Origin of the sequence: Micromonospora sp. NPDC048898, from assembly GCF_043198035.1 — a bacterium.
Classification (GTDB): Bacteria; Actinomycetota; Actinomycetes; order Mycobacteriales; family Micromonosporaceae; genus Micromonospora.
Map to the genome: position 1 here is coordinate 141383 of NZ_JBICUF010000007.1, position 17393 is coordinate 158775.

The following is a 17393-nucleotide window of genomic DNA, read 5'->3' on the forward strand; positions in this document are numbered from 1 at the left end:
GGGGGAGCGGGTCTCGCCGAGGTCGGCTGACCCGATGGCAACCCGGCCGATCTGGGGAAACCGGCCGACTGCACTGAAGTATTCACATACTTAACTTCATTGACAAGGCTTGGTTCAGCCCGGGTTCGCCGAACTTGGCGGGGCCACATCTCCGCAACACCACCGACACGTTGGCGAACAGTCACCGTCACACTCAACCCGCCCTGGGGGAGCATGATCGTCGATGCCTTGCGGCGTCGGTCTGGCGCGGGTGTCGCGCGTCAGGGGGTGCGGCGGCGGGCGCCGGGACCGGGGCGCGACACCACGTCGCGCATCCGCCCCACGTCGTGTCCGTCGGCACAGCGCAACTCGAGGCGCACCGGCGCGTCGCAGTCACGGTGAGTGACGGTCAACAGTGAACCCTCGGCGTCGGCGAGGTACCGGTCACCCCACCCGAGCACGGCCACCAGGACCGGCCAGAGATCCAGGCCCTTCTCCGTCAACCGGTACTCGTGGCGCAGCCGACTGCCCGGCTCCCGGTACGGCTCGCGGCGCAGCACGCCCTGCTCGACCAGGCTGGCCAACCGCTTGGTCAGCACCTGCCGCGGAATGCCGGTACGCACCCGCATGTCGTCGAAGCGGCGGATGCCGGTGAACACCTCGCGGAGCACCACAACCGTCCACCGCTCACCGAGGATCTCCATGGCGCGGGCGATGGTGCAGTTCTCCACCGACCAGTCCAGTGCTGCGGGTCGCATCCGACCAGGCTAGGTCTCGTTGACAGACTCAGCAACCTGCTGCCAGGCTGCGTCCATGACGCAGACTCAGGATCCAGCGCGCAGCCGTACCTTCACCTGGGCGGACCCGGCAGTCAACGCCGCTCAGGTCGGTCGACGCAGTGGCCTCGACGTACTCCGCGCGATGATCGCCGGCGAGCTGGCCGCACCACCGGTGATGCACCTCATCGACATGACCCGCATGGAGGCCGACGAGGGCCGGGTGGTCGTCGAGCTGACCCCGCAGGAGTTCCACTACAACCCGCTCGGCAGCGTCCACGGTGGTGTTCTCTCGATACTGCTGGACACCGCCGCGGGCTGCGCCGTGCACAGCACCCTGCCGGCCGGCGTCGGCTACACCTCGCTGGACCTCAACGTGAAGTTCCTCCGCCCGGTCACGGTCGCCAGCGGCACCCTGCGCTGCACGGGGACGGTGCTGCAACGCGGCAGCCGGACGGCCCTGGCCGAGGCCCGCATCACCGACACCAAGGGCCGCCTGACAGCCCACGCCACCAGCACCTGCCTACTCCTCCAGCCCTGACCCTGACCCCAACCCCCCACCCCCACCCCAATCCCACGCCGCGTTGATCATGGAGTTATTGCCCTGACACGCCGGCGCGAGTGGCGACAACTCCATGATCAACGAAATGGAGATGGGTGGGGGCATGGCAAAGGGGCGGGGTTGGGGGGTTTAGCGCAGGGCTAGGCGGGCGGCTCTCGCGTCGCGCTTTTCCTCGAAGCGGCTCGCCGCCTTGTCCAAAGTGTCCAGTTGCGCCGCCAGCTGCTCGCGGGCGGCTTCGCCGTCGGCGTCGAGGCCCGTCACGTTGAAGACGTCCCACTGGCGCAGCACCGGCTGCAACACCTCGTCGCGGTGCTGGCGCAGGTCGTAGATGCCGGCCAGGGCGATCGCCACCGACTTGCGGGCGAAACCGTCGATGCCGGCGCCCGGCATCTGGAAGTCGGCCACCACGTCGGCGACGGCCCGCATGGCCTGGCTCGGGGCCAGCTCGAACGCGGCGGCGAGCAGGTTGCGGTAGAAGACCATGTGCAGGTTCTCGTCGGCGGCCACCCGGGCGAGCAGCGCCTCGCAGGCGGGGTCGCCGGTGGCCCTGCCGGTGTTGCGGTGCGAGATCCGGGTGGCCAGCTCCTGGAACGAGACGTACGCCAGCGAGTGCAGCACCTCGTCGCCGTGGGCGTTGGTGTAGCCCTCGGACATGTGCGTCATCCGGGCCCGCTCCAACGCCACCGGGTCGACCGCCCGGGTGACGGTCAGGTAGTCGCGGATCGCGACACCGTGCCGCCCCTCCTCCGCGGTCCACCGGTGCACCCAGGTGCCCCACGCGCCGTCCCGGCCGAACAGGGTGGCGATCTCGTGGTGGTACGAGGGCAGGTTGTCCTCGGTCAGCAGGTTCACGATCAGCGCGGTGCGGGCCACGTCCGGGATCGTGGAGTCGGTGGGCGACCACGCCTCGCCGCCCAGCGGCCCGTCGAAGGTCCGGCCCTCGCTCCACGGCACGTACTCGTGCGGGAACCACTCCTTGGCCAGCGAAAGGTGGCGGTCGAGGTTGCGGGCAACCACCGGCTCCAACTCGAGGAGGAGCGCGGTCTGGCTCAGTGCGGTGCTCATGGTCACGAGAAACTCCCTACGGTGGCGTAACTTACGCTACCGTAGGTCCCCGCGACCATGAGCGCCAGTGGTGAGACTCAGCCGACCGTCGGTTTGCGGTCCGCCAGGGGTGGCGCCCACTCCTCCGCATCGGCCGTGACCTGCTCACCCGAACGGATGTCCTTCACCTCGTCCGGGGCGCCGTCCGCCCCCGGGAACCACACGTACGGGATGCCGCGCCGCTCGGCGTAACGGATCTGCTTGCCGAACTTCGCCGCGCTCGGCGAGACCTCGGTGGCGATGCCGCGCCGCCGCAGCGCCGCCGCGATCCGGCCACTGGCCGGGCGGTGTTCCTCGTCGGCCAACGCCACCAGGACACAGGTGGGCACCGAACGGGACACCGACAGCTCCCCCGCGCCGAAGAGCAGCCCGAGCAGCCGGGTCACCCCGATCGAGATCCCCACCCCGGGGTACGAGACGGCACCGGCGCTGGCCAGGTTGTCGTACCGGCCGCCGGAGCAGATCGAGCCGAACCGCTCGTAGCCGCGCAGCTGGGTCTCGTAGACGGTGCCGGTGTAGTAGTCCAGGCCACGGGCGATGCGCAGGTCCGCCACGCAGAGGCCGGGCGAGTGCTCGGCCGCGGTCTGCACCACCCGGACCAGCTCCTCGATGCCCTCGTCGAGCATCGGGTCGTTCACCCCGAGCGCGCGTACGGCGTCGGCGAACGACGCGTCCGGTGCGGAGATCTCGGCCAGCGCCAGGCACGCCTTGGCCTGCGCCTCGCTCGCCCCGGCGGTCTCGGCCAGCAGGTCGGCCACCCTCGCCGGGCCGATCTTGTCGAGCTTGTCGATCGCCCGCAGCGCCGCCTCCGGGTCGGTGAGCCCGATGCCCCGGTAGAAGCCCTCCGAGATCTTGCGGTTGTTCACCTGGATGGTCACCGGCGGGATCGGCAGCGAACGCAGCGCGTCCCCGATGACCAGCGGCATCTCCGCCTCGTGGTGCGCGGCCAGGGTGTCCCGGTCGACGATGTCGATGTCGGCCTGGACGAACTCCCGGTAGCGGCCCTCCTGCGGTCGCTCACCCCGCCACACCTTCTGGATCTGGTAGCGGCGGAACGGGAAGGTCAGCTTGCCGGCGTTCTCCAGCACGTAGCGGGCGAACGGCACGGTCAGGTCGAAGTGCAGGCCGAGCTGGTCGTCGCCGCCGGCTCCCTCGGCGTCGGCGTGCAGCCGACGGATCACGTAGACCTCCTTCGAGGTCTCGCCCTTGCGCAACAGCTGGTCCAGCGGCTCCACGGCGCGGGTCTCCAGCGGCGCGAAGCCGTACAGCTCGAAGGTGGTCTTGATCCGGTCGAGCACGAACTGCTCGATCATCCGCTGGCCGGGGGTCCACTCCGGGAACCCGGAGATGGGCGTGGGCTTGCTCATCGGCGTACTCCTTGCGGTTCCGCGCCCGCGGCGCGGTGGTGTCGTGGGTCCGCGCGCGGCGCGGACGAAAGAACTAGAGGCCCCGGGTCGGTGCGGCCGGCGTCGTGCCGGCCACCTCGACGAGGTACGGGTTGCTGGCGCGCTCGCGGCCGATGGTGGTGCTCGGGCCGTGGCCGGGCAGCACGACGGTGTCGTCGGCCAGCGGAAGGATCTTGTCGCGCAGGCTGGTGAGCATGGCCGGCATGCTCCCGCCCGGCAGGTCGGTGCGGCCGATCGACCCGGCGAAGAGGACGTCGCCGGAGAGGCAGATCTCGTCCGCCTCCCAGCCCGAGCCCGCGCCGGGCAGCCGGAACAGCACCGACCCGCCGGTATGGCCCGGTGCGTGGTCGACGGCGATCTCCAGGCCGGCGAGGGTGAGGGTCGCGCCGTCGGTCAGCTCGGCCACGTCGTCCGGCTCGGTGTAGCTCAGTCGGCCGCCGAACAGCGACCTCAGGTCGGTGGAGAGGCCCTTGGTCGGGTCGGCAAGCATCTCCCGGTCGCCGGGGTGCACGTAGGCGGTGATGCCCCGCGCGCCGCAGACCGGCGCGACCGAGAACGTGTGGTCGAGGTGGCCGTGGGTGAGCAGCACGGCGGCCGGATGCAGGCGGTGCTCGGCGAGCAGCGCGTCGAGCTGGTCGAGCACCCCGATGCCGGGGTCGACCACCACGCACTGCTCCCCCGGCGCGGTGGCAACCACGTAGCAGTTGGTGCCGAAGGCGTCCGCGGGAAAGCCGGCCACGAGCACGGGCGCTGTCCTTTCGTCGAGCGGCTGGTCGTCCTGCCCAGCAGCCTATCGGGAAGCGCAGAGCGAGTTTGCCGCGTCCGTCCCACCCGCCCCGCACGGCACAGTGACGTCGCCCGATAAGCGCTGCTCGGGACGGGGTGGACCTCGTACACCACTTTCCCAGTCACTAGCCGTACACTCTGGCGGGCGTGTGGCGCGGCACACGTGACGCCCGGACGGGCCGGGGTGCCCGGCCGCCGGCGACGACCAGGTAGAGGAAAGGGGAGCACCTGTGGCTTCCAGCAGGGACCGGCAGCGCAAACTGGCGCGGGCCAAGCTCGACCGGCAGTTGGCTCGCCGGGCCGCCGCCACGCGGCGTCGTCGGCAGATCCAGGCCGGTGTCGGCGCCGCCCTGATCCTCGTGTTGGTCGTGGCCGGCTCCGCCTGGGCACTCGGAGCGTTCGACTCCGACTCGAAGCAGAAGACGGCCGCGGAGGACACCTGCCTCTGGACGCCGCAGGACGCGACGGCAAACACCAACCTCAAGGACGTCGGCACCCCGGCGACCAAGGACATTCCCACCGCGGGCACCCGGGCGATGACCGTGACCACCAACCAGGGTGCGCCGATCACCGCGGAGCTGAACCTGACCAACTCGCCGTGCGCGGCGGCGAGCATCGCGCACCTGGCGAGCCGGTCGTTCTACGACAACACCAAGTGCCACGAGATCACCGCCGACGGCGCGCTGCGCTGCGGCGACCCGAGCGGCACCGGCCTCGGCGGGCCGACCTACTCGTTCTACGACGAGGAGCTGCCCACCGTGCCGTCGGCGTCCCCGTCGGCCAGCCCGGCCCCCGGCCAGCCGCCGACGTACCCGAAGGGCACCGTGGCGATGATCGCCAACCCGCCGGGCAACAACGGCAGCCAGTTCCTGATCTTCTTCAAGGACTTCACCACCACCGACCCGAAGTTCCCGGTGATCGGCCGGGTGACCGGCGGGCTGGACGTGGTGGAAAAGATCGGCGCCCTCCCGACCGTGGACAATGGGACCGGGGCCAAGGTCAAGCCCAGCACCGACGTGACGATCCAGAGCCTCACCGTCGGTGAGCCGGTCACCGGGGCGGCACCGGCGTCGTCGGCCTCCGGCGCGCCGTCCAGCAGCCCGAGCGCCGGCTGACCGGCCGCCACCACCCACCCACACGGCACCCAGCAGCAGACAGCCAGGAGGATCCAGGCGTGACGTCCACCAGAGAGCGGCAGCGCGCGGCGGCACGCGCCCGGCTCGAGAAGGAGATGGCCGAGCGCGCGGCCAAGGCCCGCAAGCGCCGGCAGACGCAGGCGATCGTCAGCGCGGCAGCCGTGCTGGTGCTCGTGGTCGCCGGCACCGTCTGGCTGGCGGTGAGCCTCGGCGGCGACGACGACAAGAAGGACACCGCCGCGCCGGCGGCCGGCACGGCCGAGTGCGCGTTCAACGCGCTGCCCACCGAACAGCGGCCCCCGCAGATCAAGGACGTCGGGGTGCCGAGCAACCAGCAGTCCGCGACCGGCGTGCAGACCATGACGATCGACACCAACCTGGGCCCGATCACGGCCAAGGTCGACAGGTCGAAGGTCCCCTGCACGGCGGGCAGCTTCAGCTACCTCGCGGAGAAGAACTTCTTCGACAACACCAAGTGCCACCGCCTCGTGAGCGAGGGCATCAAGGTGTTGCAGTGCGGCGACCCCAGCGCCACCGGCAACGGCTGGCGGGAGACCGACGGCCAGGGCGGGCCGAGCTACCGCATGGCCGAGGAGAACCTGCCCACCGACAAGCGCCCGCCGTACCCGGAGGGTGTCATCGCGATGGCCAAGTCGCAGGACCCGGGCAGCACCGGCAGCCAGTTCTTCATCGTCTACGGCGACTCACCGCTGGACCCGGCGTACACGGTGCTGGGCACCATCACCGGTGGCATGGACCTCGTCAAGGACGTGGCCAAGGCCGGCGACGACGGGGCGTTCGCCCAGCAGGCCGGTGGTGGCCACCCGAAGAAGGAGGTCATCATCAAGGACCTCGCGATGAGCCCACCGCAGGGCTGAGACCCGCGCAGACGACCAGGCGCCCGCCGGCTGAGCCGGCGGGCGCTGTCGTGTCCGGGGTACGCGTCAGGCGCCGGAGGTGACCCGGTACGCGTCGAAGACGCCGTCCACCTTGCGGACCGTGGCCAGCAGGTGGCCCAGGTGCTTCGGGTCGGCCATCTCGAAGCTGAACCGGCTCACCGCCACCCGGTCGCGGGTGGTGGTGACGGTGGCGGAGAGGATGTTGACCCGCTCGTCGGAGAGCACCCGGGTGACGTCGGCCAGCAGCTTGTGCCGGTCCAGTGCCTCGACCTGGATGGCGACCAGGAACGTCGAGGCGGAGGTGAGCTTCCAACTCACCTCGACCACCCGTTCGCTCTGGGCCCGCAGGTCCTCGGCGTTGGCGCAGTCGTCGCGGTGCACGCTCACCCCGCCGGAGCGGGTGACGAAGCCGAACACCGAGTCCGGGGGGACCGGGGTGCAGCAGCGGGCCAGCTTGATCCAGACGTCGCTGACGCCCCGGACCACCACGCCCGGGTCGTTGCTGCTCTGCCGGCTGCGCGGTGGCCGGGTGGCGACGGCGGTCTCGGCGATGTCCTCCGCCGCGCCCTCCTCGCCGCCGTACGCGGCCATCAGCTTCTGCACCACCGACTGGGCGGAGACCTGGCTGTCGCCGACCGCCGCGTAGAGCGAGGCCACGTCGGCCAGGTGCAGGTCCCGGGCGATCGACATCAGCGCGTCGGAGGTGAGCATCCGCTGCAACGGCATGCCCTGCTTGCGCATCGCCTTGACGATCGCGTCCTTGCCGGCCTCGATCGCCTCCTCGCGCCGTTCCTTGTTGAAGTACTGGCGGATCTTCGTGCGCGCCCGGGGGCTCTTGACGAAGCCCAGCCAGTCCTGAGTCGGGCCGGCCGTCTCGGACTTCGACGTGAAGATCTCGATCACGTCGCCGTTGGACAGCGTCGACTCCAGCGGCACCAGCTTGCCGTTGACCCGCGCCCCGATGCACTTGTGCCCCACCTCGGTGTGCACCGCGTACGCGAAGTCCACGGGTGTCGACCCGGTCGGCAGCGGGATGACGTCACCCTTCGGGGTGAAGACGTACACCTCCTGGCTGGACAGGTCGAAGCGCAGCGCGTCCAGGAACTCGCTCGGGTCGGCCGCCTCCCGCTGCCAGTCCAGCAACTGCCGCAGCCAGGTCATCTCGTCGATGTGCGCGGGCGGGCCGACGATCTGGGTGCCCTTGTGCTCCTTGTACTTCCAGTGCGCGGCGATGCCGAACTCCGCGGTGCGGTGCATCGCGTACGTGCGGATCTGCATCTCCACCGGCTTGCCGGTGGGCCCGATGACAGTCGTGTGCAACGACTGGTACATGTTGAACTTGGGCATCGCGATGTAGTCCTTGAAGCGGCCCGGCACCGGCTGCCAGTTGGCGTGGATGACCCCCAGCGCCGCGTAGCAGTCGCGCACGGTGTCGACCAGGATCCGCACACCGACCAGGTCGTAGATGTCGTTGAAGTCGCGACCCCGCACGATCATCTTCTGGTAGATCGAGTAGAGGTGTTTCGGCCGGCCGGTGGTCTCCGCCTTGATCTTGGCGGCCTTGAGGTCGGTGCCGACCTTCTGGGTCACCTGCCGCAACAGCGACTCACGCTGCGGCTGGTGCTCCCCGATCAGCCGGTTGATCTCCTCGTAGCGCTTCGGGAACAGCGTGCCGAAGGACAGGTCCTCCAGCTCCCACTTGATCGTGTTCATACCGAGCCGGTGGGCGAGCGGCGCCAGGATCTCCAGCGTCTCCTTGGCCTTCTGCTCCTGCTTGGGGCGCGGCAGGAAGGTCAGGGTACGCATGTTGTGCAGCCGGTCGGCCAGCTTGATCACCAGCACCCGCGGGTCCTTGGCCATCGCCACGACCATCTTGCGGATCGTCTCGGCCTTGGCCGCGTCGCCCAGCTTGACCTTGTCGAGCTTCGTGACGCCGTCGACCAGCAGGGCCACCTCGCCACCGAAGTCGGCGCGCATCGCGTCGAGGGTGTATTCGGTGTCCTCGATGGTGTCGTGCAGCAGCGCGGCGACGAGCGTGGTGGTGTCCATCCCCAGGTTGCCGAGGATGGTCGCCACCGCGAGCGGGTGGGTGATGTACGGGTCACCGGACTTGCGGTACTGCCCGGAGTGCCACCGCGCGGCCGTGTCGAAGGCGCGCTGGAGCAGGCGGGCGTCGGCCTTGGGGTGGTTGTCCCGGTGGCTCGCGATGAGCGGCTCCAGCACCTCACTGACCTGCGAGGTCTGCCAGGGCGCGTTGAACCGGGCCAACCGGGCCCGCACCCGCCGGCCGGTGGGCGCGTTGGACAGCCCGAAACCACCGCTCGGCGACGGGTCGACGCCGGCGTCACTCGGGAACGGCACCACCACCCCGTCGGCACCGGGGGACGCCTCGACGCTGGGCGGGCCACTGATCGGCTGTGCCAGGCTCTCGCCCGCAGCACCGCCAGAGCCGCTGCCGGCGCCCGTCACCCGGGCCGGCGCGTCGCCTGCCCGGTCGGTCACCGTGCCGTCAGCGTCGCCTGTCGGGTGCACCGTGCCCTCCGCCGGAGGGACGACATCGTGGGACACCGGCCTCCTCACCGCTCGCCGGAAAAACACCTGCCGAACATCGGCCGGCCTGGTCTCGCCCCGCCGGACGGCGTACCGCCGGCGTCAGCAAAGGGCAATGCTACCCGCACGGACGGTCCGCTGCCGCTCCGCCGGACGGTCGGCGCAGGCGCCGCCCGGCGCACCTCGGACCAAACGGTCAGTGCGCCACCGATGGGCTCAAACGGTCAGCAGGGCATGGACGGGACGCGGGGCCAGCCGCTCCCGCCCACCCAGGAAACCCAGCTCCAGCAGCACGGTGAAGCCGGCCACGGTCCCGCCGGCCCGCTCCACCAGGTCCAGTGTCGCCTCGGCGGTGCCGCCGGTCGCCAGCACGTCGTCGACCACCAGCACCCGGTGCCCGGCGGTGAAGGCGTCCTCGTGCACCTCAAGGGTCGCCTCGCCGTACTCGAGGGCGTAGGAGACCGAGTGCGCCGGGCGGGGCAGCTTGCCGGCCTTGCGCACCGGCACCACGCCCACCCCGGTCGCGTACGCGACGGCCGCGGCGACGACGAACCCGCGCGCCTCGATGCCGACCACCACGTCGAAGGCGTCCCGACCGTGGTACGCGACGATCCCGTCGATCACCTCACGGAACGCCTTGCCGTCGGCGAACAGCGGCATCAGGTCCTTGAACAGGACACCGGGCTTGGGGAAGTCGGGCACGTCCAGCACCCGGCTGGCGACAAGTCGGGCGGCCTCCGGGCCGCTGTCCCCGTGCGCCGCGGTGCTGTGGGTCTCCGTCACGGCTGTTGCGTTTCCCTTCGACGACGACGGCGTCCGGCTGGGGCGGCGTCGAGCTCCTCGGTCGAGCCGAGGAGCGTCGACACAGCCCCGGGCTGCTCGCACAGCATGCCGGACGCCGTTCGGTTCGTAACGTTGCGGGTCAGCGCCGCTTGGCGCCACCCGGCCGGTTGCCGCCACCACCCGGGCGACCGCCCCGGGCACCGGTCGGCCGCTTACCCGCCGGACGAGCGCCCACCTTGGGTGCGGCACCGGCCAGCGCGGCGGCGTCCGGGTCGAGCTGCTCGTCGGTCGCCTGGCCCTGGGCCGGGCTCACCGCACCCTTGCCGGTGACCTCGCCCCGGGCGAGCGCGCCCCGCCGGGCCAGGACGCGCTTGTTGTGCGCCTGGATGCGCGGGTCGTAGTTCTTCAGCAGGGCCAGCAGCGGCGTGGCCACCAGGATGGAGGTCAGGAACGCCACAGCCATACCGACGAACAGCACCAGGCCGAGGTCCTTCAGCGTGCCGGCGCCGAGCAGGCCGGCACCGATGAAGAGCAGACCACCGACCGGCAACAGGGCGACCACCGAGGTGTTCAACGAGCGCATCAGGCTCTGGTTGACGGCCAGGTTGGCCGCCTCGCCGTACGTCTGGGTGTTGCTGGCGGTGATGCCCCGGGTGTTCTCCTGGACCTTGTCGAAGACCACCACCACGTCGTAGAGCGCGAAGCCCAGGATGGTGAGGAAGCCGATGATCGTCGACGGGGTGACCTCGAAGCCGACAAGCGAGTAGATGCCGGCGGTGAGGATCAGGTTGGTGATCAGCGACGCGACCGCGGCGACGGCCATCCGCCACTCGAAGCGCAGGATCAGATAGACCATCACCAGCGCGATGAAGATGACCAGACCGAGCACGGCCCGCTGCGTCACCTGGCTGCCCCACGCCTCGCTGACCTGGTTGCTGCTGATCTGATCCGGGTTGATGCCGAGATCCTGGGCGATCTGACCCTTGACCGCGTTGGTCTTCTCGGCGTCGAGCTGCTGCGTCCGCAGCTCGTAGGTGTCACCGCCGGTGCCGCCGACCTTCTGCGCGGTGGCCACCTCGATGCCGGTGTTCTGGGCGGCGAGAGCAGAGTTGACCTCCCGCTCGGCGTCCTCCAGGGTGCCGACACTGGCCGGCACCTGGAACGAGTTGCCGCCGGCGAACTCGATGCCGAGGCTGAACCCGCGCAGGCCGAAGCTGAGCAGCGCGATCAGGATCAGGGTGCCGGCGACACCGAACCAGAGCTTGCGGCGGCCGACGATGTTGAGACCGGCCTCGCCGTTGTAGAGGCGGCTCGCCAGACCGTTTTCAGCCATCTCAGGCCTCCTTGGCGCGCGGGTTGCGGGGCTGAGTCGGCTGGTTGCGGGCCGGCAGTGCCCGGCCCAGACCGCTGACCCGCGGGGACAGGAACGCCCGGGTGCGGGCGAACATCGTCATGATCGGGTGCCGGAAGAGGAAGACCACGACCAGGTCCAGCACGGTGGCCAGACCGAGGGCGAAGGCGAAGCCCTTGACCGTGCCGACCGAGACCACGTAGAGCACCACAGCGGAGAGCAGGGTGATCGCGTTGGCCGAGATGATCGTGCGGCGGGCCCGCATCCAGGCGCGCGGCACCGCGCTACGTGGGCTACGGCCCTCGCGGATCTCGTCTTTCAGTCGTTCGAAGTAGATGACGAACGAGTCCGCCGCCACACCGAGTGAGACGATCATGCCGGCGATGCCGGCGAGGGTGAGCGTGAAGCCGATCTGCCGGCCGAGCACCACGAGCGCGCCGAAGACGAGCAGCGCGGAGAGGATGAGGCTCAGGAAGATCACCGAGCCGAGCAGCCGGTAGTAGAAGAACGAGTAGATGATGACCAGCAGCATGCCGATGCCGGCCGCGAGCAGGCCGGCGCGCAGGTGGCTGGCACCCAGCGTGGCGGTGACGTTCTGCGCCTCCTGCTGCTTGAAGGTCACCGGCAGCGCGCCGTAGCGCAGCTGGCCGGCGAGCGCGCTCGCGTCCTTCTGGGTGAAGCTGCCGGTGATCTGCGAGTTGCCGGTCAGCACGGCCTGGATCTCCGGGGAGGAGACGATCTTGTTGTCCAGTACGACGGCCACCCGGCACTTGCCGTCCTGACCGAGCGCGGTGGCGTCGCAGGCCTGACCCTCGTTGGTGAACGACTCGCGGGTCAGGGCGGTCCACTTGCCCTGACCGTCGCCGGTGAAGTCGAGGCTGACCACCCAGGCGTTGGTCTGGTCGAGCACCGCGTCGGCGTCGGACACGTCGGTGCCCAGCACCTTGGCCTGGTCGAGCAGGTACTTCGAGGCGCCGCCCTCGCAGGAGACGACCTGCTGCTTGGCGTCGGAGATCGACGCCGGGGGGCGCGCGTCGAGCTGCGTGCAGCCGATGGTCGGCACGTTGAACTGCATCTGCGCCGACAGCACGGCGACCTCTTGCGCCGACAGCGTGGCGAACGGCTTGAGCTTGTCCGCGAGCGACGGGTCGGCGGTCAGGTCGGCGGGGGCCTGCAACCCGTTGGCGGCCTGCCAGGCGGCGGCGCCGACCTTCTGCTCGACGGCCTTGCGCTGCTCCTCGATGCTTGCCGACACCGGCTCCTCGCTGGCACTCGCGCTGGGCGCGGCACTCGCCGAGGCCGACGCGGACGCGGAGGGAGTCGGCGTGGCGCTGGGCGATGCCGGGGCCATCCCGCCCTGACCACCGCTGGGCGACGAGGTCACCTTCGGCGCGCTGCTGCCCGACGGGGTCGGGGCCACGCTGCCGGACGGGGTCGGTGCGGCGCTGCCGGACGGCGTGGCAGCCGGCGGCGCGGCGGCCGTCCCGCTGCCGTCGGCACCCTTGAGCACCTTGCGGAAGCGCAGCTCGGCCGCGTTGCCCACGTTGTCCAGGTTGCGGTTCTCACCGGGCAGGGAGATGACGATGTTCCGGTTGCCCTCGGTGACCACCTCGGCCTCGGCCACGCCGAACGCGTTGACCCGGCTCTCGATGATCTGCCGAGCCTCCTCGAGATTCTCCGCCGTCGGGGCCTTGCCGCCGATGCTGTTTCTCGCCTCCAACGTCACCCGGGTGCCGCCGATCAGGTCCAGACCGAGCCGAGGCTCGAGCCGGTCCTGGAAGCTGCCCTTGGCGCCGCCGGAGAAGAACACCAGTAGGTAGAGGACGACGAAGATGAACCCGAGCACGGCGAGCTGCCGCCCGGGGCGCATCTGTCCCTGAGGTGGTGCCACGGCTGTCCTGTCTCCCTGTGCGGTCGCGCCGCTGTGTGCAGCGGCGGCGGTGTCGGGCCGGGGGTCCCGGCTGACGGGTCTGACCTGAGCCGACGAGATCGCGACACGTGGCCCGGACACCCCGGCGCGCAACGCCGATGGTCAGGAAAACGTGCCGACGCCCGCCGTCGACCCAACTATCCAGTTTTCACGTCTCGTCCGCTGCCCCGTCGGGAGCGGTGGCCCGGAAGCCGGTCGACCGGCCGTATGCCGGACTCGCCACCCCCGGGAGAAGACGTCATTCCTTGATGACGTCGGCGTCCCCACTGATCGGCTCGCTCGGCAGCTCCGCGCGGGTGACCACCCGAGCGATGGCGGCCCGGGCGTAGCGGGTCTGCACGCCCGGAGCGACTTCGATCAGGACGGTGTCGTCCTCGATGCCGGTGACCGTGCCGTAGAGCCCGCCGATGGTGACGACCTCGTCGCCCGGGCCGAGCCCGGACTGCATCGACTCCGCCTCACGGCGGCGCTTCTGCTGGGGTCGGATCATCATGAAATACATGACGCCGAAGAGCAGAACGATCATCAGGACCGGCGTGATACCGCCGCCCGTGGCGCCCGCTGCTATGTAATGCACGGTTACTGACCCTCCCACTGGCCGCCGTCCCAGCACCCGGGGTGCCGGAGCGGAGGCGGAATCTCACGTCCTGTACAGACCGCGGCGAAGTCTAAACCCTGCACCTGAGAACACCGAATGCGGCACAGATCACGTTCACATCACGGCTGATCGGTATCCAAGGAGAACAGATCGGGCACAGGTGGACTATCCATGCCAAACGTACCATTCGGTGGAGTGCGCCCCAGATGCCGCCAGGCGGCCTCGGTGGCCACCCGCCCCCGAGGCGTACGGGCCAACAGACCAGCACGCACCAGGAACGGCTCGCAGACCTCCTCGACCGTGTCCGGCTGCTCCCCCACCGCCACGGCAAGAGTGGACAGACCCACCGGGCCACCCCGGAACGAGTCGACAAGCGCGCTCAGCACCGCCCGGTCCAGCCGATCCAACCCGAGCGCGTCCACGTCGTACACGATCAACGCGGCACGGGCGGTGTCGACATCGACCACGCCGTCTGCCCGCACCTCGGCGTAGTCGCGGACCCGGCGCAACAGCCGGTTGGCGATCCGCGGCGTGCCCCGGGACCGACCCGCGATCTCCGTCGCGCCCTCCGGGGTGATCGGCACACCGAGAATCCGCGCCGAACGGTGCAGCAGCGTCTCCAGATCCGCCGGGGCGTAGAAGTCGAGGTGCGCGACGAAACCGAACCGGTCCCGCATCGGCCCGGTCAACAGACCCGAACGGGTCGTCGCGCCGACCAGGGTGAACGGCTCCACATCCAGCGGGATCGCCGTCGCTCCCGGCCCCTTGCCGACCACCACGTCGACCCGGAAGTCCTCCATCGCGCTGTAGAGCAACTCCTCGGCCGGACGCGCGATGCGGTGGATCTCGTCGATGAAGAGCACATCCCCCTCGGCGAGACTGGTCAGGATCGCCGCCAGATCCCCGGAACGCTCGATCGCCGGGCCGCTGGTCACCCGGATACCCGCGCCCAGCTCGGCGGCGACGATGTTGGCCAGACTCGTCTTGCCCAGGCCGGGTGGGCCGGACAGCAGAATGTGATCCGGGGGCGACCCGCGCCGCATCGCGCCCTGCAACAACAGGTCAAGCTGGTCCCGCACCCGGTCCTGAGCGATGAACTCGGCCAGCCGCCGCGGCCGGACCGTGGCCTCCGCGTCCCGGTCCGCGTCACTGACGTACGCCGAGACGAGCCCGTCGGTCTCGCTCACCGTGCCCTCATCACTCGCGACTGCGGGGCTCGCAACCCCGGCTCACTCCTCGCGCTCACCGTGCCGCCTCCCGTTGCCGCCGTGCGCTCATCGGGTGCGACCCAGCAGGCGGATGGCCTGCTTCAGCAGGACCGGCACCGGCGGCGTCGCGCCCTCGATCGTCTCCGCCACCGCCGCCACCGCCTGATCGGCCTGGCCAGCCGTCCAACCCAACCCGACAAGCGCCTGCCGAACCTGGTCGGGCCAACTGCCGCGGGTCACCCCGGCGACGCCGTCGACGCCGATCGGCACCGGGCCGATCCGGTCGCGCAGCTCCAGCACCAGCCGTTCCGCACCCTTCTTGCCGATCCCGGGCACCCGGGTCAACGCGGCCGTGTCGGCGTTGGCGATCGCCTTGCGCACCGCGTCCGGGCTGTGCACGGCAAGCACCGCCTGCGCCAGTCGCGGGCCCACCCCGCTGGCGGTCTGGAGCAGCTCGAACAACGACTTCGCGTCGTCGTCGGCGAAGCCGTAGAGGGTCAGCGAATCTTCCCGCACGACCAGGCTGGTGGCCAGCCGGGCGACCTGGCCGACCCGCAGCTCCGCGAGAGTCCCCGGGGCGCAGTGCACGGCGAGGCCGACGCCGCCAACCTCGATCACGGCCTGATCCGGACCCGTCGCGGTCACCGTGCCGCGCACGCTGGCGATCATCGTGCTCCTCCTCGTCGTACCCGGTCGGCTGCCGCGGCCAGCTTGGAGCGGGTCCCCCCGCGCCACACGTGGCAGATGGCCAGGGCGAGCGCGTCGGCGGCGTCGGCCGGCTTCGGCGGCTCGGCCAGTCGCAACAGCCGGGTGACCATCGCGGTCATCTGCGCCTTGTCGGCCTGACCGGACCCGGTCACGGCCGCCTTCACCTCGCTCGGCGTGTACGTCTGCACCGGCAGACCGGCGCGCGCCCCGGCCAGCACGGCGACGCCGCTGGCCTGCGCGGTGCCCATCACCGTCCGCACGTTGTGCTGGCTGAACACCCGCTCGACGGCGACGCTGTCCGGCTGGTGCTCGGCGACCAGATCGGTCAGCGACCGGTCCAGGTGCAAAAGGCGCAGCGGCAGGTCGTCGGCCGGGTCGGTGTAGACCACGTAGTAGGCGACGAGAGTGCAGGGCCGCCCCGGCACACCCTCGACCACACCCACCCCGCACCGGGTCAACCCCGGGTCCACACCGAGTACGCGCACGCCGCCCCCTCCCCAGCCGTCAGCAGTACGTGTGTTCGACACCCTAACCGGCGCCCTTCCCACCAGCCCCACGGGACACGCCCTCCCGCACCCCCGCTGCGCCCCTCCGCACCCCCGCACCCCCGCGGACTGCGCGGCGGAAGCGTGCGGCGAGCGCGGCACGAAAGCACCGCGAGCGCGTGGCGGGACGGGGACGTGCCGCCGATGACCTTCAGGTGCGCCTCCAGGGACGAGCCGACCTTGTCGAACCCGTCGGACGGTGGGGCGGGCGGGCCACACAGCCTGGCGTCGGAGTATGTGTTGCTGACCCATGTGCCGGGGCGCACACAGCTCGTAACTTCTTGCGCCATGACGGCAGAACCCGTGGCGGTCCCCCACGTCGTACAGCTCGACCTCGCCGGTCGGACCGCCCTGGTCACCGGGGGCGGCGGCGGCATCGGGCGGGCGTGTGCCCTGCGGCTGGGCGCGGCCGGCGCCAAGGTGCTCGTGGTGGATCGCGACCTGGAGGCGGCCAGGGCGGTGGCCGCCGCGGTCGGTGGCCGGGCCGAGGGCGTGGACCTGTCCGACGCCGCGGCGGTGGGCCGCCTCGACGTGGACGTGGACATCGTGGTGAACAACGCCGGGCTCCAGCACGTCGCGCCGCTGCAGGACTTTCCCGTCGAACGCTTCGAGTACATCCAGCGGGTGATGGTGGAGGCGCCGTTCCTGCTGATCCGCCGGGCGCTGCCGCACATGTACGCCCGGGGCTGGGGCCGCGTCGTCAACATCTCCTCGGTGCACGGGCTGCGCGCCTCGCCGTACAAGGCGGCCTACGTCTCGGCCAAGCACGCGCTGGAGGGGCTGTCGAAGGTGGTCGCCCTAGAGGGCGCCGCGCACGGGGTGACCGCCAACTGTATCAATCCGGCGTACGTGCGTACGGCGCTGGTGGAGAGCCAGATCGCCGACCAGGCGGCCAGCCACGGCATCGACGAGGCCGAGGTGGTCGAGAAGATCATGCTGGCGCGGGCCGCGATCAAGCGACTGATCGAGCCGGAGGAGGTCGCCGAACTGCTGGCGTACCTCTGCTCGCCGCCCGCGGCGTTCATCACCGGTACGTCGATCGCCCTCGACGGGGGCTGGACGGCCAACTAGT

16 protein-coding genes are annotated in these 17393 nt (G+C 70.7%); 4 read left to right on the forward strand and 12 right to left on the reverse strand.

The features are described from left to right. Positions 1 to 260: 260 nt before the first annotated feature. Positions 261 to 737, reverse strand: coding sequence for a helix-turn-helix domain-containing protein (locus tag ACGFIQ_RS20340; protein ID WP_357375381.1), 477 nt, complete (start codon positions 735 to 737; stop codon positions 261 to 263). 55 nt (positions 738 to 792) lie between these two features. Between ACGFIQ_RS20340 and ACGFIQ_RS20345 the strand changes: the two genes are divergently transcribed. After that, the gene (locus tag ACGFIQ_RS20345; protein ID WP_393245682.1) at positions 793 to 1296 is read left to right on the forward strand and encodes a PaaI family thioesterase; all 504 of its coding nucleotides are present in this window, start codon (positions 793 to 795) and stop codon (positions 1294 to 1296) included. 150 nt (positions 1297 to 1446) lie between these two features. On the opposite strand, the gene ACGFIQ_RS20350 is transcribed toward ACGFIQ_RS20345, so the two are convergent. The 3 genes from ACGFIQ_RS20350 to ACGFIQ_RS20360 all read right to left on the reverse strand — a co-directional run bounded on the left by ACGFIQ_RS20350 (position 1447) and on the right by ACGFIQ_RS20360 (position 4572). Beyond that, positions 1447 to 2382 carry an acyl-ACP desaturase gene (locus ACGFIQ_RS20350; RefSeq protein ID WP_393246022.1) on the reverse strand — a complete coding sequence of 312 codons (936 nt, stop codon included), beginning with the start codon at positions 2380 to 2382 and terminating at the stop codon, positions 1447 to 1449. A 77-nt stretch (positions 2383 to 2459) separates the two neighbouring features. Next, positions 2460 to 3788 (reverse strand): histidine--tRNA ligase, encoded by a 1329-nt coding sequence (hisS, locus tag ACGFIQ_RS20355; protein ID WP_393245684.1) that lies wholly within the window; start codon positions 3786 to 3788, stop codon positions 2460 to 2462. A gap of 73 nt (positions 3789 to 3861) precedes the next feature. After that, positions 3862 to 4572: an MBL fold metallo-hydrolase gene (locus ACGFIQ_RS20360; RefSeq protein WP_393245686.1), complete on the reverse strand. Its 711-nt coding sequence runs from the start codon at positions 4570 to 4572 to the stop codon at positions 3862 to 3864. A gap of 271 nt (positions 4573 to 4843) precedes the next feature. Here ACGFIQ_RS20360 and ACGFIQ_RS20365 point away from each other — a divergent pair, with 271 nt between their 5' ends. After that, positions 4844 to 5728: a peptidylprolyl isomerase gene (locus ACGFIQ_RS20365; RefSeq protein WP_393245688.1), complete on the forward strand. Its 885-nt coding sequence runs from the start codon at positions 4844 to 4846 to the stop codon at positions 5726 to 5728. A 59-nt stretch (positions 5729 to 5787) separates the two neighbouring features. Next, on the forward strand, positions 5788 to 6627 hold the full coding sequence (locus ACGFIQ_RS20370) for a peptidylprolyl isomerase (RefSeq protein ID WP_393245690.1): 840 nt from the start codon (positions 5788 to 5790) through the stop codon (positions 6625 to 6627). A gap of 66 nt (positions 6628 to 6693) precedes the next feature. On the opposite strand, the gene ACGFIQ_RS20375 is transcribed toward ACGFIQ_RS20370, so the two are convergent. From ACGFIQ_RS20375 to ruvC, 8 genes are all read right to left on the reverse strand, one after another. Beyond that, positions 6694 to 9216, reverse strand: a complete 2523-nt coding sequence (locus tag ACGFIQ_RS20375) for a RelA/SpoT family protein (RefSeq protein WP_393245692.1) — start codon at positions 9214 to 9216, stop codon at positions 6694 to 6696. Between the two features lie 198 nt (positions 9217 to 9414). After that, positions 9415 to 9981 (reverse strand): adenine phosphoribosyltransferase, encoded by a 567-nt coding sequence (locus tag ACGFIQ_RS20380; RefSeq protein WP_357069255.1) that lies wholly within the window; start codon positions 9979 to 9981, stop codon positions 9415 to 9417. Positions 9982 to 10120: 139 nt separating this feature from the next. After that, a complete protein-coding gene (secF, locus tag ACGFIQ_RS20385) occupies positions 10121 to 11314 on the reverse strand; it encodes a protein translocase subunit SecF (protein ID WP_393245694.1) in 1194 nt (397 codons plus the stop codon). 1 nt (position 11315) lies between these two features. After that, positions 11316 to 13223, reverse strand: coding sequence for a protein translocase subunit SecD (gene secD, locus ACGFIQ_RS20390; protein WP_393245696.1), 1908 nt, complete (start codon positions 13221 to 13223; stop codon positions 11316 to 11318). Between the two features lie 277 nt (positions 13224 to 13500). Next, positions 13501 to 13839 carry a preprotein translocase subunit YajC gene (gene yajC / locus ACGFIQ_RS20395; RefSeq protein WP_393245698.1) on the reverse strand — a complete coding sequence of 113 codons (339 nt, stop codon included), beginning with the start codon at positions 13837 to 13839 and terminating at the stop codon, positions 13501 to 13503. Positions 13840 to 13979: 140 nt separating this feature from the next. After that, positions 13980 to 15047: a Holliday junction branch migration DNA helicase RuvB gene (gene ruvB, locus ACGFIQ_RS20400; protein ID WP_393245700.1), complete on the reverse strand. Its 1068-nt coding sequence runs from the start codon at positions 15045 to 15047 to the stop codon at positions 13980 to 13982. A gap of 87 nt (positions 15048 to 15134) precedes the next feature. Further along, entirely contained in the window at positions 15135 to 15737 is a 603-nt protein-coding gene (ruvA, locus tag ACGFIQ_RS20405; RefSeq protein WP_393245702.1) for a Holliday junction branch migration protein RuvA, read from the reverse strand. Beyond that, positions 15734 to 16261, reverse strand: coding sequence for a crossover junction endodeoxyribonuclease RuvC (gene ruvC / locus ACGFIQ_RS20410; protein WP_393245704.1), 528 nt, complete (start codon positions 16259 to 16261; stop codon positions 15734 to 15736). The genes ruvA and ruvC overlap by 4 nt, the downstream gene beginning before the upstream one ends. Positions 16262 to 16609: 348 nt before the next feature. Between ruvC and ACGFIQ_RS20415 the strand changes: the two genes are divergently transcribed. Then, complete coding sequence (locus tag ACGFIQ_RS20415; RefSeq protein WP_393245706.1) at positions 16610 to 17392, forward strand: 3-hydroxybutyrate dehydrogenase; 783 nt, start codon at positions 16610 to 16612, stop codon at positions 17390 to 17392. The last annotated feature ends 1 nt before the right edge of the window (position 17393 follow it).